Annotated in this window: 17 protein-coding genes; 10 read left to right on the forward strand and 7 right to left on the reverse strand. The window is 36.8% G+C overall.

Annotation, left to right across the window (positions count from 1 at the left end):
* Positions 1-72 precede the first annotated feature (72 nt).
* Genes SB679_RS07535 through SB679_RS07555 form a run of 5 tightly spaced genes read left to right on the forward strand, consistent with a single transcriptional unit; the run spans position 73 to position 4296 of the window.
* Positions 73-1419 (forward strand): TolC family protein, encoded by a 1347-nt coding sequence (locus tag SB679_RS07535; RefSeq protein WP_410701647.1) that lies wholly within the window; start codon positions 73-75, stop codon positions 1417-1419.
* 1 nt (position 1420) lies between these two features.
* On the forward strand, positions 1421-2011 hold the full coding sequence (locus tag SB679_RS07540) for a SprT-like domain-containing protein (protein ID WP_034708925.1): 591 nt from the start codon (positions 1421-1423) through the stop codon (positions 2009-2011).
* 2 nt (positions 2012-2013) lie between these two features.
* Entirely contained in the window at positions 2014-3096 is a 1083-nt protein-coding gene (locus SB679_RS07545) for a mannose-1-phosphate guanylyltransferase (protein ID WP_410701648.1), read from the forward strand.
* 35 nt (positions 3097-3131) lie between these two features.
* Positions 3132-3794: a hypothetical protein gene (locus tag SB679_RS07550; RefSeq protein WP_410701649.1), complete on the forward strand. Its 663-nt coding sequence runs from the start codon at positions 3132-3134 to the stop codon at positions 3792-3794.
* Positions 3763-4296 (forward strand): GNAT family N-acetyltransferase, encoded by a 534-nt coding sequence (locus tag SB679_RS07555; RefSeq protein ID WP_410701650.1) that lies wholly within the window; start codon positions 3763-3765, stop codon positions 4294-4296. The genes SB679_RS07550 and SB679_RS07555 overlap by 32 nt, the downstream gene beginning before the upstream one ends.
* A 68-nt stretch (positions 4297-4364) precedes the next feature.
* Here the strand turns inward: SB679_RS07555 and bcp are convergent, their stop codons facing one another.
* Complete coding sequence (gene bcp, locus SB679_RS07560; protein ID WP_410701651.1) at positions 4365-4814, reverse strand: thioredoxin-dependent thiol peroxidase; 450 nt, start codon at positions 4812-4814, stop codon at positions 4365-4367.
* A 32-nt stretch (positions 4815-4846) separates the two neighbouring features.
* On the opposite strand from bcp, the gene SB679_RS07565 reads away from it, so the two are divergent.
* Entirely contained in the window at positions 4847-5467 is a 621-nt protein-coding gene (locus SB679_RS07565; RefSeq protein WP_410701652.1) for an endonuclease III domain-containing protein, read from the forward strand.
* A gap of 45 nt (positions 5468-5512) precedes the next feature.
* Here the strand turns inward: SB679_RS07565 and SB679_RS07570 are convergent, their stop codons facing one another.
* Together SB679_RS07570 and SB679_RS07575 are read right to left on the reverse strand one after the other, a co-directional pair.
* Positions 5513-5959 (reverse strand): DinB family protein, encoded by a 447-nt coding sequence (locus SB679_RS07570; RefSeq protein WP_410701653.1) that lies wholly within the window; start codon positions 5957-5959, stop codon positions 5513-5515.
* Positions 5960-6100: 141 nt separating this feature from the next.
* Complete coding sequence (locus SB679_RS07575) at positions 6101-7897, reverse strand: DUF885 domain-containing protein (protein ID WP_410701654.1); 1797 nt, start codon at positions 7895-7897, stop codon at positions 6101-6103.
* Between the two features lie 168 nt (positions 7898-8065).
* Between SB679_RS07575 and SB679_RS07580 the strand changes: the two genes are divergently transcribed.
* The 4 genes from SB679_RS07580 (at position 8066) to SB679_RS07595 (ending at position 10779) form a co-directional block, all read left to right on the forward strand.
* Positions 8066-8530: a hypothetical protein gene (locus SB679_RS07580; RefSeq protein WP_410701655.1), complete on the forward strand. Its 465-nt coding sequence runs from the start codon at positions 8066-8068 to the stop codon at positions 8528-8530.
* A 172-nt stretch (positions 8531-8702) separates the two neighbouring features.
* Positions 8703-9407 carry a MotA/TolQ/ExbB proton channel family protein gene (locus tag SB679_RS07585; protein WP_317740421.1) on the forward strand — a complete coding sequence of 235 codons (705 nt, stop codon included), beginning with the start codon at positions 8703-8705 and terminating at the stop codon, positions 9405-9407.
* A 61-nt stretch (positions 9408-9468) separates the two neighbouring features.
* Complete coding sequence (locus tag SB679_RS07590) at positions 9469-9867, forward strand: ExbD/TolR family protein (protein WP_410701656.1); 399 nt, start codon at positions 9469-9471, stop codon at positions 9865-9867.
* 30 nt (positions 9868-9897) lie between these two features.
* Positions 9898-10779, forward strand: coding sequence for a ferric siderophore ABC transporter substrate-binding protein (locus SB679_RS07595; RefSeq protein ID WP_410701657.1), 882 nt, complete (start codon positions 9898-9900; stop codon positions 10777-10779).
* A 14-nt stretch (positions 10780-10793) separates the two neighbouring features.
* On the opposite strand, the gene SB679_RS07600 is transcribed toward SB679_RS07595, so the two are convergent.
* The 4 genes from SB679_RS07600 to accD all read right to left on the reverse strand — a co-directional run bounded on the left by SB679_RS07600 (position 10794) and on the right by accD (position 14177).
* Positions 10794-11186 carry a hypothetical protein gene (locus tag SB679_RS07600; RefSeq protein ID WP_410701658.1) on the reverse strand — a complete coding sequence of 131 codons (393 nt, stop codon included), beginning with the start codon at positions 11184-11186 and terminating at the stop codon, positions 10794-10796.
* Positions 11187-11247: 61 nt separating this feature from the next.
* Positions 11248-12651 (reverse strand): nucleoside recognition domain-containing protein, encoded by a 1404-nt coding sequence (locus SB679_RS07605; protein ID WP_410701659.1) that lies wholly within the window; start codon positions 12649-12651, stop codon positions 11248-11250.
* 104 nt (positions 12652-12755) lie between these two features.
* Positions 12756-13268: a DUF6973 domain-containing protein gene (locus SB679_RS07610; RefSeq protein WP_410701660.1), complete on the reverse strand. Its 513-nt coding sequence runs from the start codon at positions 13266-13268 to the stop codon at positions 12756-12758.
* Between the two features lie 54 nt (positions 13269-13322).
* Positions 13323-14177: an acetyl-CoA carboxylase, carboxyltransferase subunit beta gene (accD, locus tag SB679_RS07615; protein ID WP_410701661.1), complete on the reverse strand. Its 855-nt coding sequence runs from the start codon at positions 14175-14177 to the stop codon at positions 13323-13325.
* Between the last annotated feature and the right edge of the window lie 80 nt (positions 14178-14257).

Consider the following 14257-nt stretch of genomic DNA (forward strand, 5'->3'; position numbering starts at 1 on the left):
TAAAATAAAATAATAATTTTTAAAACTGTAACTTTTTTATATTTGGGTCGTCTAATAAGTTAAAATATTAATATGAAAAAAGTTTGGATTATCGTTTTTGGATTAAGCTGTCTGGGGATCAATGCTCAGAAAAGGTGGTCCTTAAGAGAATGTGTAGACTATGCAGTGGAGCATAATCTTCAGGTTATCCAAAATCAATATTCAAAACAGATTCAGGATTCTAACCTTAAAATGGCGAGAAAACAATATCTACCCTCTGTATCCGGAACCATGTCTAACAGCGTGAGTTTTGGGCAGACTTCATTCGGAACCGGAAGTTTGAGGAATGATAGATTCAGCAACAGTTCTAATTTGGGTGCAGATATGTTAATTTACAATAACGGAAGACTGGAGAAAAACATTAGAAAAAGTGAGTTTGATGTAGAAGCCAGCCAATATGATATTGAAACGATTAAAAATGACATTTCCCTGCAGATCGCACAGCAATATCTTACCACTTTATTAAATAAAGAAATTGTAAAGATCTCTGAAAGTGCGGTTGAAAATGCTCAAAAGCAATATGACAGAGCAAAAATAACAACGCAGGTTGGAACTACAGCTCAGACTATTTTAGCAGAAGCAGAAGCGGCATTAGCAAGGGAGAAGCAAAACCTTAAAACAGCAGAGATCAATGTTGGAAGAAGCCTTTTTGCCATGGCACAGCTTTTACAGCTATCAGATTATAAAGATTTTGATGTTGAAAATGTAAATGTGCCTGATCAGCTAGAACCGCAGTTAAAATCAGTAGACGAAGTACTTACTACAGCATTTGAAAACCAGCCTCAGATCAAGGCCGCAGAAAGCAGAATAAATTCTGCCATCGCACAAACGGAAGTGAGTAAAACAGCTTTCTGGCCTACTATTTCTGCAAGTGCCGGAATTGGAAGTTTTTACAATAATCTTTTAACTACAAATATAACAGGATATGATGTGTTTGGAAGCCCTGTTATGGAAAGAAATTTATTTGGACAGTATAAGGATAACTTTGGACAGCAGGCAAGTATTTCACTGAATGTTCCTATTTTCAATAAAGGAATTACCAAACTTCAGGTAGAACAGTCTAAAATAAATGAAAGTATTGCTAAAATTACATTGGAGCAACAAAAACAAACGATAAGACAGAATGTACAGAAAGCACAGTTTGACGTAGATGCTAACTATGAAACATTTTTATCAGCTGTGGAAACAGAAAAAAGTACAAAGCTGGCCCTGGATTTTGCAGATAAAAGCTACACAGCAGGAAGAACAACCATCTATGATGTGAATGTTGCTAGAAATAACTACGCTAATGCACAAGGATCTGTGGCACAGGCTAAATACAATTACCTTTTCAGCCTTAAGCTGCTGAATTTCTATGCCGGAATTCCATTAAGTTTATAAAATGTCTATTCAATCCTTAGAAAAATATTTACCACAAGATACACTTCAGTATTTAAAAATATGGTTTTCAGATTATTATATCCATATAAAAATTACACGAAACAGGAATTCTAAACTGGGAGATTACAGAAAGCTCCCAGATAATTCCCATGAAATTACGATCAATTCTACCTTAGCTCCACAGCTTTTTTTCTTTGTTTTAACTCATGAGCTGGCTCATTTGATCGCCTTTGAAAAATACGGACGCAGAATCTCCCCCCACGGCAATGAGTGGAAGGAAACTTTTAGAAAAATGCTTCTTGAAAGTCTTCAGGTGTATGACGAAGATTTAAAGCCTATCATTGTGAAATTTTCAAAATCTCCGAAGGCCAATTTTATGGCCAGCCCGGATCTTGTAAAATATTTTCATATTGAAACACAAGATGATAGCCTTCAGTTTATTGAAGAACTTCAAAAAGGAGATTTTTTTATATATCGCAACGAAAAGTATTTATTAGAAGGTCTGATTAAAAAAAACTATCTTTGTAAGAACCTGGCTACAGGAAGGAAGTATTCTTTCAAGCCTCTGGCAAGGATAGAAAAATGTAGTTAAGAATGTCAAAATCAGATAAATACTGTGTCATAATGGCGGGAGGAATCGGAAGTCGGTTCTGGCCTATGAGTACGCAGAAATTTCCAAAACAGTTTCAGGATATTTTAGGAGTGGGACGAACCATGATCCAGCAGACCTATGACAGGATCAGCAAGATTATTCCTAATGAAAATATATTCGTCATTACCAATAAGGAGTATGTAGCGCTTTCGCACCAGCAGCTTCCGGAGGTTCCTGAAGAAAATATTGTCGGCGAGCCGTTGATGAAAAATACCGCTGCCTGCAATTTGTATATGGCCAATAAAATTGCTGAAATTGACCCGAATGCCACCATGATCGTATTGCCGGCAGACCATTTGATTTTAAAAGAAGAGACTTTCCTTCAAAAAGTGGAAATTGCTTTTGATCTGGCTTCAAAAAATGACTATCTGGTAACCTTAGGAATTACTCCTACAAGACCTGATACAGGATATGGCTACATTCAGTTTGTAGAAAAAAAGAACTCAGATTTTTTTAAAGTTAAAACCTTCACCGAAAAACCGATTTTGGAACTCGCTCAAAGTTTTCTGGAAAGTGGAGATTTTCTTTGGAATGCAGGGATATTCATCTGGAATGTTAAAAGCATCCATCATGCCTTTGAAATGTATCTTCCGGAAATGACACAGCACTTTATGGCCTGCGAATACAATTCTCAGAAGGAGAACTCATGTATTGAAAACATTTATCCGAAAGTTCAAAAGATTTCTATCGATAACGGAATTTTAGAAAAAGCGAAGAACGTATATGTAGTCCCTTCTGACCTGGGATGGAGTGATCTGGGAACATGGACTTCTATCTATGAAAATACGGAAAAGGATACCAATAATAATGCGGTAAAACTAAAGCATCTCCTGACTTACAATGCGAAAGGAAATATTATCCGCTTAAAAAATAATAATAAAGCCGTGATTATTGACGGGCTTGAAGACTATATTATTGTAGATACAGATAAAGCACTGTTGATCTGTCCAAGAGCTAATGATCAGCTGATAAAAGATTATGTCCTTGATTTGAAGAGTTTCAAAAAAGGAGAAAAATTTATGTAACAATCATTGGTATACTTTCTGCTGATTTTTAATCTATGAAAAAATTTACAACCCCACTTATCTTGCTTATTTTCTTGTTTTTAGGATTCTCAGGGAATGCTCAGGAGAAGAAAAATTTTGCAAGCATTCAGAATATTCTATATGAAATCGTCCCAAACGACAAAATAGATTCTTGGGTGTTGGTATACAACAGCTATGGAAAAAACCAGGAAGTAAAAACTTCTGGCGGAAAGAAAGAATACACAGTGCAGTTTTCCGGGTTTAATTTATTTCCCAGTGAAGACAGTTTTTACTATATTGCCTATGCTGCGGGCGGAAAAATGAATTATGTAACAGATCTTGAAGGACTTAAAAAGTTCATAGGAAAGATTGATAATGTGGAAGAAGCGGCCATTGCAATGACAATTGATGGATATCTCATTGATGAAGAGTTCAAAGATATTGCCGGGAACTATTATGAAGACCGTTCCAATTATTATTTAGATATGGGGAAGCTTACTTCAAAAGAATGCCCTTACCAAAAGACACATTATACGCTAACCATCAATAAGTCGACCGGAGCCGTTAGTCAGGTAAAAGATAACGGAACCTATATCGAGCTTTATAATAAGAAATGTGCAAATAATCCCAGACTTTTAAAAATAGAAAAAAAAGAAGAACCAAAGGATGGAGCCAAAAAAACAACCAAGAAAAAATAGTTCTTACGAAACGGAAAGACTGATTATCCGTCCCATGTCACTGGGTGATAAAGAATTCATTTTTGAGCTTTATAACCGCCCTAAATTCATACAATACATCGGAGACCGTAATATTAAAAATATTACCGATGCCGAAAATTATATCAGAGACCGCTTTCTTCCGCAATTTGAAAAGTTAGGATTCGGGAACTACCTGGTTGTGACCAAAGATGAAAATAAGAAAATCGGTGGAGTAGGAATCTTTGAAAGAGAAGGACTTGATGTTATGGATATCGGATTTTCTCTGCTGGAAGAATTTGAAGGCAAGGGATATGCCTATGAAGCTGCTCTGAAAGTAAAATCCATTGGGATGGATGAGTTTGGGATGAAGAAAATCTCCGCCATTACTTCAAAAGATAATTTTTCCTCTCAGAAATTGATTGAAAAACTAGGTTTACAATTCAAAAAATATGTTACAATTCCGAATGATGAGGAAGAGCTTATGTATTATGAATTAGGCTAGCTAATATACTATTTGTCATTCTGAACTTAAAGAATCATTTAAACGTTCAGAATGACAATGATTTTTTTTTACCCCTCTAAAATCTGTTCTGCCGCTGTTTTAGAAGTCACTTTTTCGATCACTCTGGTGCAGATTCCGTTTTCGTCAAAAATAAAGGTTGTTCTTACAATTCCCATATAAGTTTTTCCAAACGTTTTTTTCTCCTGCCAAACCCCGAACTTTTCAATGATATCATGGTTCTCGTCTGCAATCAAATCATACGGAAAAGCAAATTTGTTGTGAAAATTTTTCTGTTTTTTTATAGAATCCCCGCTGATACCCAATAACTGAAATCCCGCTTTCTCCAATTGAGAATAATTATCACTCAGATTACATGCCTCCACCGTACAGGTAGGGGTATTCGCTTGTGGATAAAAGAATATAATTAATTTTTTTCCTGCTAATGTTGATGAGGTTATAGTCTCTCCATCCTGATTAACTCCTTCAAAATTTGGTAATTTGTCTCCTGCTTGCAGCATAATGTTTATTTTTGTTCAAATTTAGTGGTTAAATGACAAAAAAACAAAGAGCGGAACTCGTTCAGCTTGAATTAGAAAAATTATATCCGGAAGTTCCCATTCCGTTGGCTCATACCGATAATTTCACCCTTATGGTTGCGGTAGCACTTTCTGCACAGACAACTGATAAAAAAGTGAATGAAGTTACCCCCAATCTTTTCAGAGTGGCCGGGACGCCGGAAAAAATGGCTGAACTAGAGGTTTCTGAAATTAAAGAATTGATTAAAGAAATCGGACTCTCTAATACCAAAGCTAAAAACCTTAAGAGAATGGCTGAGCTTTTATTGGAAAAACATAATGGAGTAGTGCCGCAAACGTATGAAGAACTAGAGGCACTTCCTGGAGTAGGGCACAAAACAGCATCTGTGGTGATGAGCCAGGGCTTCGGTTTTCCTGCTTTTCCGGTCGATACACACATCCAAAGACTGATGACGCAATGGAAGCTTACTTCAGGAAAAAACGTCGTAGAAACGGAAAGAGATGCAAAAAACATTTGGAAGGAAGAAGTTTGGAATAAGCTCCATCTTCAAATCATTTTTTACGGTAGAGAATATTCTCCCGCAAGAGGAAAAGGCGAGAAGGACTTCATTACGAAAATGATGTTTGAAAAATAAAAAACAACCTAGAAAAGGTTGTTTTTTACTATTGAAAATATGTTTTTAGTTGTCCAGCAATCTTCTGTGATAATTGATCTGCCCCAAATGATAACTCAAATGCCCAAACAAATGAATCAGAAAATATTCAGTTGTCATTTTGTATCCTAAAGCTTCAAGAGGGTATTCTTTTTCCAGATCATTTGCATTAAGCTGCCCGAGTGTTTTGATAACAATATCTAATGTTCCTTCAATTTTTTCAATGAGCTCAGTACGTGGAATATTTTTTAATGAAAACTCAAGTTCTCTGTTTCTCACATAACCCGAGTTTCCCAATATTGCTCCGACAAAATGATTAAGATTTCCAACCAAATGGAGACAAAGATTTCCTGCAGAATTAGAGATGCTTTTATCTATTTTCCACATTGAATCTTCGTTCTGGTAAGATTCAATTTCGATTTTTAATTTATGTAAATCTCTTTCGTAAAGTGATTGTAGACTTTCTGTGATCATTGTTTGTTATTTTAAAAGATCTTATTGTAAAATTAGGAGAACATTTCTGGTGAATTAAAAACGGGATATTCTAATAAATTATAATAGAAAAATCCCGTTATATGTATAATTATTGCCTTTAAAGACGAATATTACGAAATGTTACTTCTGCTTTTTCGCCCAGAGATCCATTTTTCTGTTCAAAACATCCAATGGTAAACATCCCTGGCTCAATACTTCATCGTGGAAGCTTGCCAGACTGAATTTTTTGCCCAGTTCTTTTTGGTATTTATCTCTTAGCTCACGGATTCTCAATGAACCTATTTTGTACCCTAATGCTTGGCCCGGCATTGCCATATAGCGTTCCACTTCCGCAGTTGCTCCAGCCTCATCATAGGAAATGTTGCTTAAAAAGTATTTAATCGCTTCTTCTCTTGTCATTCTTCCGGTGTGAAGACCAGTATCTACTACCAATCTCACAGCTCTCAGCATTTGATCGCTTAAATATCCCATTTTTTGATAAGGATCAGTGTATAATCCGAATTCAGGGCCTAGCGTTTCACAATAATGTGCCCAGCCTTCTCCATAAGCCCCGAACCATCCGAATCTCATGAACTTAGGAAGTTTTGTGTTTTCCTGCTGTAAAGAAACCTGATAATGGTGCCCTGGAATCGCTTCATGCAGGAATAAAGATTCCATGCCGGAAGTAACGTTGAATTTTGCAGGATCAGGAAGCGGAACATAAAAAATTCCGGGTCTCTTTCCGTCAGGAGTTCCCTGGATGTACTCAGCACTCGCACTGGCTTCCCTGAATTTTTCAGTTTGTCTGATCTCAAATTTTGTTTTTGGAGTCACGCTGAACATCGTTTTCAGCTTCGGAGTAATTTTAGCTAAAATTTCGTTAAATCCGGCCAAAACTTCTTTTGAGGTCTTATAAGGCATGGCTTTAGGATCTGTTTTCACAAAATTGATAAACTCTTCCAGGGTTCCTGTGAAGCCAACCTGTTGTTTTACTTTTTCCATTTCTGCACGGAGCATAGCTACCTGCTGCAGTCCTATTTTGTTGATCTCTTCAGGAGATTTGTTGGTTGTGGTCCAGCTTTTTGCGTAATATCTGTAGATTTCATTACCATTAGGCAGGCTGTTGTATCCATCGGTTTCTCTTGCCTTTGGAAGGTATTCTTTTTCTAAGAAACTTCCCATTTTAACATAAGCAGGAATGATTTTTTTAGAGATAGCCTCTTTATAAAGCGCTGAAAATTTATCCTTTTGAGCCTGTGTAAAATCTTTCGGGAAATTTTTTATCGGTCCGTAGAATATATTTTTATCAAAATCAGGAGTGGTAATTTCTTCAGCTTTCATTTGAGGGATCATCTTAATAACCAGCTTTTTAGGCAGGACTATTTTATTATTGATTCCCTGTTTGAAATTTTCTGTTGCAGCATCCATCCATTCCGGGAATTTATCCATTCTCATTAACCAGTCGCTGTAGTCTTTTTCAGTTTTAAAAGGTTGGCTTCCCTGTCCGCTTCCATATAATGGGAAACTTAACGGAAGTCCGCCAAACTGTGTAAAAGGAATATATTCTGGGTGATAGGCGTAGCCTTCAATTCTGTCTTTTAATGTATAATCCAGTACATCATACACCACTTTGTCGTCATCAGTAAGGGCTTTATAATCTACCTGGTCCAATTGTTTTTGGACGGAGTTGTAAAAAGCAACTTCTCCGGAAATAAAGTCTTTATCAATATTTATCGGAAGCTGGTCGTTATATCGTAAATCTCCCTGAGAAGTAGCCTCCAAAGGATAAAGTTTTAAATACTGCTCGTAATAATTGGAAGCAATGGAATCTAAATTGGTAGGAGTAACTTTCGTTAAAGGAGAATCGGATTTTTTACAGGAAGCAAGACCTACAAGTAAGCCTATCGCCAAAATACTTTTCGAAACAATGTTTTTCATTTTCAGAATCTTTATTAACACAAAAGTAAGTAATATTGATCAACGAACTTATCAAACAGGAGGATTTTAAAAAAATAGTTTTCAAAATATTTTTACCTTTCAATCTATTTTTTATCTTTGCTGAAAACGTTTAACAATCATATTATTACAGCTCTTTTTTAAGAAATAATGAAAGGGATTTTAAAAATTTACCATCCGGACGAAACGCTAAAATACAATATTAGAAATACTTATTGTAAAGCAGTTTACAGCAATGAACAACATTTTCTAGAAGTAGAAATCATTACGGATGACAGTTTGGATCACGTTGACGATGATTCTTTACAGTATAATTTTCCACAACTTTCGCTTGAAGTCGTCGACTTTCCTATTGAAACAGCGGAAATAGAAGGAAAAACTATTCAGATCAATGACTCTGATGAGGAAACTTACACAGAGGTCGATTTATTCGATGATGAAGATGCTTTTGTCTATGATAATGAGCTTCAGTTCGAGAATAATGAAGAAGGAATACTTCAGTTGATCTGGAAAGGAACGATTGATGATTTCTATACGGGATCAGAAACACCCATTCCTTTTAGGTTGAAATGCGAATTCAAACAAGATGAGATTGTAGTAGACGAAGACTTATAGTCATCTTCCCGATATTTTTGAAGCAGATTTCTTTTCAGATTTTTTTTGGAAAGAAATTTGCTGTTGGTATTTAATAACAAACTTTAAGTTGTTTTTAAGCAATTTTTAAGAGTGCTATTCATAATATTCCACTACATTTGTCGTTAAAATTTTATAAAAAAATTCATATTAAATGCTGTTAACGGAACTTACTCAGATTTTATTTGCACAAATTGCTGCCCCTGCAGTTGCTACAGACGATTTAGAATTTTCATTTTGGAAGATCATGTTCCATGGAGGAGCTTTCGCTAAGATAGTGATGGGAGTGGTATTGCTGCTAGGTATCTTTTCTGTATATCTGTTTTTTGAACGGTTTTTCTTTATCAAAAGAGTGACCTCAAAAACAGATGCTAACTTTATGAATAATATCGAGGATTTTATCAAAGAAGGGAAAATAGAATCTGCTGCTGATTACTGCAAGAGACAAAATTCTCCTGAAGGCAGAATTTTAGAAAAAGGAATTTCAAGATTAGGACGCCCTGTTTCAGACATTGTAAGTGCAATGGAATCTCAGGCTCAGATAGAAGTGGCAAATATGGAAAAGAACCTGAACCTGTTAGCAGTTGTTCCAAGTATCGCTCCGATGCTGGGGCTTTTGGGTACGGTAATAGGGATGATCATTGCGTTCTTTAATTTATCACATGCAACGGGATCTTTCTCTCCAAAAACGCTTTCAGAGGGTATTTATACAGCGTTAGGACAAACGGCGGTAGGTTTGGCAGTAGCGATTCCTGCTAACTTTTTCTATAACATTCTTTTAACCAGAATTGATAAGTTTGTATTGAAAGCTCAGGATCTTTCCGGAGAATTTTTAGACCTTATCAATAAACCTTTATAAATCTTTCTTATGAAACCGAAAGGTTCCATCTGACCATTAGCAAAACAATAAAAGTAAACAGATGAAAATTCAGAGAAGAAATAAAGCGAACCCCGAGTTCAGTTTGGCAGCGATGACCGATGTTATCTTGCTGATGCTGATATTCTTTATGATTACCTCTTCAGCGGCCAACCAGAGTGCAATTGATGTAAAATTGCCTAAAGCAGGAGCCGTAGACGATAATATACCAAATCCATTAACGGTAAGTATCAAGCCGGATGGTTCTTATTTCGTGGACGATAGTCCTGTAACGAGAGAACAACTTGAGCAGACGATTGTAAGCAAGCTTGCCAATCAGGCGAATAAGTCTTTCACGATAAGAGCAGACGAAAATACGATGCATAAAGATGTTGTCTTTGCAATGGAAATTGCGGAGAAAAATAAATTCAACATTGCCATTGCAACAGTAAAAGATAAATAACAAATCCGGAGCACCGGGAAGGAAGTTAAAATGAAAACGAATACGGTAGACAAAAGTGGAGAAAACAGAGATAAGATAAAAAGTGCCATACTTTCTATCCTTATTTGGTCTGCCATTCTGCTTTTTGTTTTTATCTATAAATTAAAACCTGAAATTGACCAGCAACCGGAAATTATTACCACGATGCTAGTCAACTTTGGGGACAACAGAAACGGAAACGGGGTGGAAGAACCAGCAGAACAGGAAGGAAGCATGGCTGCAAAAGCAGAGGAGATTACTCCTGAACCTGTTGAGGCAGTGGTTCCTGAAACAAAAACCGTTGTAAAGCCGGATCCTCAGCCAGAAACCAAAAAGACTGAGGCTAAAGAAAAGGTAATTACAGGAACCAATTCAAAAACAACCGTTCCTAAAAAAGAGGAATCTAAATCAAATAAAAAAGAAACTTCAAGCACCACTGCTACTAAAAATAATAAAAAGACATCTGCCGCAGCTGGAAACTCCAAAACAGGAGCCGGAGACGGAAAAGGCAATGCCGCTATAGGAAACCTTATCAAAGGTAGAGGAACTAAGGCAGGAAGCCAGGGAACCGGAGAAGGAATAGGTAATGCAGGTGATCCTTTGGGCGGTGATGGGAATGGAGACAGCAAAGTAGGGATTGACCGAAAACTGATTGGATACATTCCTGGAACAATGGGAAGAGGAGGCGCACAACCGGCAAACAGCTGTACTGCGAGCGGTACCATTACCATTGCTTACACCGTTGATAAAGCAGGAAATGTAGTTTCCGCAAGAAGATCAGGCGGAACATCTGATCCGTGTATCAGTTCAAATGCTATTTCATGGGTGAAAAAGTATGTAAAAGCCGAGAAGGCAAGTACATCTTCCACCGGATCATATAAAATTACTTTCTAAAATACAAAAGCACTTTATTCAAGTGCTTTTTTTATTTCATTGATTCTGTTGATAATCGGTAGGGCGAAAATCCCGCTGGCTTGAAGATAGAGCTCGTAGAACGTTTTTGCTTTGTCTAAAAAGTCATTATTCTTTTCTCCTCTGCCTGTAAAATAGAAAAGATTCCCCAGCATTTCGTAATAATCCTTATGGTCTCTTTCCTGTCTTTCGTTGACGATTTCTATAATTTCTTCTTTTGATTTTGCTGAAAGTGTAGTAAAGTCAAACTTAAAAATATCCCTCATTAAAGTCTCAAAATCTAATTCTTTCTGCATTAAACTTTCTTCGGGTTTGTCTAAGATCAGTTTTTCCAAAGCCTGTGTCAGTTGTCGGATTAGCCGCAATGTAAATTCTTTATCTGTAATCATATGTAGAGTTGTTGATTGATTGTTGTTCGTTGATGGTTTTTAGTGTAAAGAAAGGGGCTGTTTACGCAAAAAACAGATAAGCTAACGCAATAGAGGTGATAACGCCTACCAAATCTGCCAAAAGCATGGCAATAACCGCATATCTTGTATTCTTTACAGCCACGGCCCCAAAGTACACTGCGATTACGTAAAACGTCGTATCTGAGCTTCCCTGAAGCACGGCGGCCAATTTACCCTGAAAGCTGTCTGCTCCGAAAGTCGACATCGTGTCCACCATCATTCCACGGGCTCCGGAACCGGAAAGTGGTTTGATTAAAGCGGTAGGAAGACCATCAACAAAACGGGTGTCCATATTGGTCATCATTGCGACCCATTTCATACCGTCGATAATAACGTCAAAGACTCCTGAAGTTCTTAAAAGTGAAATGGCAATCAGCATTCCCACCAGATAGGGGATGATTTTCACACACGTGGTAAAGCCTTCTTTGGCTCCATCAATAAAGGCATCAAATACATTGATTTTTTTATACACGGCACCAAGGATAATGGCCAGGAAAATAAAGAGAATCAGTCCGTTACTTAAAACTTTACTGAATGTATCCAGCTCATCTTTGCTCAGTTGTACCAGATAAAGCACCAAAAGAGCAATCACCGCTGAAATTCCCCCTACATAGGCAATTACCACCGGACGCAACAGATTGATCTTCTGATATAAAGAAACAATAATCATAGCGGCAAGTGTTGCTGTAAAAGTAGCAATCATACAAGGAAGAAATATGTCCGTTGGGGTTTTAGATCCCATAGATGCTCTTATTGCAATAATAGAAACCGGAATCAGCGTCATTCCTCCTGCATGAAGGCAGAGAAACATAATCTGGGAATTACTCGCGGTATCTTTATTAGGATTTAAAGTCTGTAAACTTTCCATGGCTTTCAGTCCAAATGGAGTGGCAGCGTTATCAAGTCCAAGAAGGTTAGCGCTGAAATTCATCAGCATGTGTCCGAATGCGGGGTGATTTTTAGGAATATCAGGGAAAAGCTTGGAAAAGAAAGGCTGGATCAGCCGGCTGAGAAGATTGATTCCTCCTGCTTTTTCTGCAATACTCATAAATCCCATAAACAAAGTCATGATTCCTATTAGTCCGATACAGATTTTGACTGCTGTTTCAGAAGTACCGATCACACCGTCTGATTCCTGAACGCGGTAAACTTTTACATTCTGTTGTAAAGCATCTGCTTTATAATGAATTCTGTTTTCTGCAAAATCAGGCTTCTTCATCAGGCTGTCTCTTACCACTGGAGAGAGCGTATTCATTTTCTGAGTGGCAATCTGTACCGTATCACCGCCTTTTCCAACGACCATATCGTTAAAAATAGTTTGGTAATGGCTTGATGAAATGTATTTTATACTTGCAATAGCAATGGCAACGATGATAAAAGCTGACCAAATTCTGCTGAGAACCATTTGATTAAATTAAAATTTGAGAAAAGATAATAAATTTAATGTAAAACTATTACACTTTTATTTTTTTTGGACGATTAAGATGATTCTAGAATATTCCTGAACACTTATTTTTCATCAAGATATACTAAATATCCTTCAAAATCATCATCCAGGTTTTTCAGAACTTTTGCCTCCTCCATTTTTTTTATTAAGGCGTCTATAAAGAATCCTTTTTCAAAAAACTGACGGTGGATTCCCGGGAGAAGTTCCATGAAATAATCCATCCCTATTTTATTGTTGTGAAGATCCATTTTGGTTTCCAGAGGTTGATTGGGAAACAATTCTTCATGTAAATCCGTAATTTTTTTACAAAAATCCACTGCTTTCTCCGGCGAAGATATTTTACTGCAGTACATGATGATAAAACAGCACCAAAGAGCATGTCTGAAAGCATTTCCGATACCATTTGTAGAAGCCGTTTTAGGAAAGCGTTTCTGTGCGATCGTGAAAGCCTGAATAGTTGCATAAAAGCTTAACAATGAAAAAAGAGGATGAGGAAGCACCAAGGATAAAAGACGCATAATCTTTTTAAAACTCATGCTCCGGATGGTATTGAAAAATATTTTAAAAGTCCTCATAAATAAAAATCTCTCCCTAATTAGAGAGAGATTGTATCGTTTTTGTTACAAATGTTATGCTTTTACAGCTAATAAATTTACTGTTTTAGCCACAGTATCTCTAATTTCAGTTCTTTTAACGATGAAATCCACGAATCCTTTTTCCTGTAAGAATTCTGAGGTCTGGAATCCTTCCGGTAGATCTCTACCAATGGTTTCACGGATAACTCTTGGGCCTGCAAAACCGATTAAGGCTTTTGGTTCAGCCATGATGATATCTGCTGTCATGGCGAAAGAAGCGGTAATTCCTCCAAAAGTAGGGTCGCATAAGTAAGCAATATATAAAAGACCTGCTTCTGAAAGCTGGGCTAATTTTGCCTGTACTTTTGCCAGCTGCATTAAAGAATAAGTTGCTTCCTGCATTCTTGCTCCTCCGGACTGACAGATGATCATGTACGGAAGTTTCTTCGCGATACAGTAATCAATTGCTCTTCTTATTTTTTCACCCATCACAGAGCCTAAAGATCCACCGATAAAAGCAAAATCCATACAAGAAACTACCATTTCGGTTCCTTTTACGGTTCCTACTGCATTTCTGATAGAATCAGTCAGTTTTGTTTTTGCTCTTACTTCTTTTAAACGGTCAGCATAAGGCTTTGTATCTTTGAAGTTGAGGATGTCTATACTTTCAACATTAGCATCCAGTTCAGTGAACTTGCCTTCATCAAAAAGGATATCAAAAAACTCTGCACTTCCTATTCTTACATGAAATCCATCTTCAGGAGAAACATAGTTGTTTTTCTTCAGTTCTTCATGCTCCACAACCTTTCCTGAAGGAGTTTGGTGCCAAAGACCTTTGGGAACATCCTTTTTTTCATCAGTAGAAGTGGTAATGTTTTTTGCTTTTCTTTTAAACCAGTCGAATGCCATTTTGTATGTATTAATGTATAAATGTAAAATGTATTTATGTAGAAAGCTTTAATCATTATTACTTTTTACACAAATACATT

The organism is Chryseobacterium sp. SIMBA_029 (genome assembly GCF_046535275.1).
Classification (GTDB): Bacteria; Bacteroidota; Bacteroidia; order Flavobacteriales; family Weeksellaceae; genus Chryseobacterium.

What these genes read in the sequence shown, in the direction of transcription:
- SB679_RS07535 (WP_410701647.1), top strand. Translation starts at nt 73, where the DNA reads ATGAAAAAAGTTTGGATTATCGTTTTTGGATTAAGCTGTCTGGGGATC.
- SB679_RS07540 (WP_034708925.1), top strand. Translation starts at nt 1,421, where the DNA reads ATGTCTATTCAATCCTTAGAAAAATATTTACCACAAGATACACTTCAG.
- SB679_RS07545 (WP_410701648.1), top strand. Translation starts at nt 2,014, where the DNA reads ATGTCAAAATCAGATAAATACTGTGTCATAATGGCGGGAGGAATCGGA.
- SB679_RS07550 (WP_410701649.1), top strand. Translation starts at nt 3,132, where the DNA reads ATGAAAAAATTTACAACCCCACTTATCTTGCTTATTTTCTTGTTTTTA.
- SB679_RS07555 (WP_410701650.1), top strand. Translation starts at nt 3,763, where the DNA reads ATGGAGCCAAAAAAACAACCAAGAAAAAATAGTTCTTACGAAACGGAA.
- bcp (WP_410701651.1), bottom strand. Translation starts at nt 4,814, where the DNA reads ATGCTGCAAGCAGGAGACAAATTACCAAATTTTGAAGGAGTTAATCAG.
- SB679_RS07565 (WP_410701652.1), top strand. Translation starts at nt 4,847, where the DNA reads ATGACAAAAAAACAAAGAGCGGAACTCGTTCAGCTTGAATTAGAAAAA.
- SB679_RS07570 (WP_410701653.1), bottom strand. Translation starts at nt 5,959, where the DNA reads ATGATCACAGAAAGTCTACAATCACTTTACGAAAGAGATTTACATAAA.
- SB679_RS07575 (WP_410701654.1), bottom strand. Translation starts at nt 7,897, where the DNA reads ATGAAAAACATTGTTTCGAAAAGTATTTTGGCGATAGGCTTACTTGTA.
- SB679_RS07580 (WP_410701655.1), top strand. Translation starts at nt 8,066, where the DNA reads ATGAAAGGGATTTTAAAAATTTACCATCCGGACGAAACGCTAAAATAC.
- SB679_RS07585 (WP_317740421.1), top strand. Translation starts at nt 8,703, where the DNA reads ATGCTGTTAACGGAACTTACTCAGATTTTATTTGCACAAATTGCTGCC.
- SB679_RS07590 (WP_410701656.1), top strand. Translation starts at nt 9,469, where the DNA reads ATGAAAATTCAGAGAAGAAATAAAGCGAACCCCGAGTTCAGTTTGGCA.
- SB679_RS07595 (WP_410701657.1), top strand. Translation starts at nt 9,898, where the DNA reads ATGAAAACGAATACGGTAGACAAAAGTGGAGAAAACAGAGATAAGATA.
- SB679_RS07600 (WP_410701658.1), bottom strand. Translation starts at nt 11,186, where the DNA reads ATGATTACAGATAAAGAATTTACATTGCGGCTAATCCGACAACTGACA.
- SB679_RS07605 (WP_410701659.1), bottom strand. Translation starts at nt 12,651, where the DNA reads ATGGTTCTCAGCAGAATTTGGTCAGCTTTTATCATCGTTGCCATTGCT.
- SB679_RS07610 (WP_410701660.1), bottom strand. Translation starts at nt 13,268, where the DNA reads ATGAGGACTTTTAAAATATTTTTCAATACCATCCGGAGCATGAGTTTT.
- accD (WP_410701661.1), bottom strand. Translation starts at nt 14,177, where the DNA reads ATGGCATTCGACTGGTTTAAAAGAAAAGCAAAAAACATTACCACTTCT.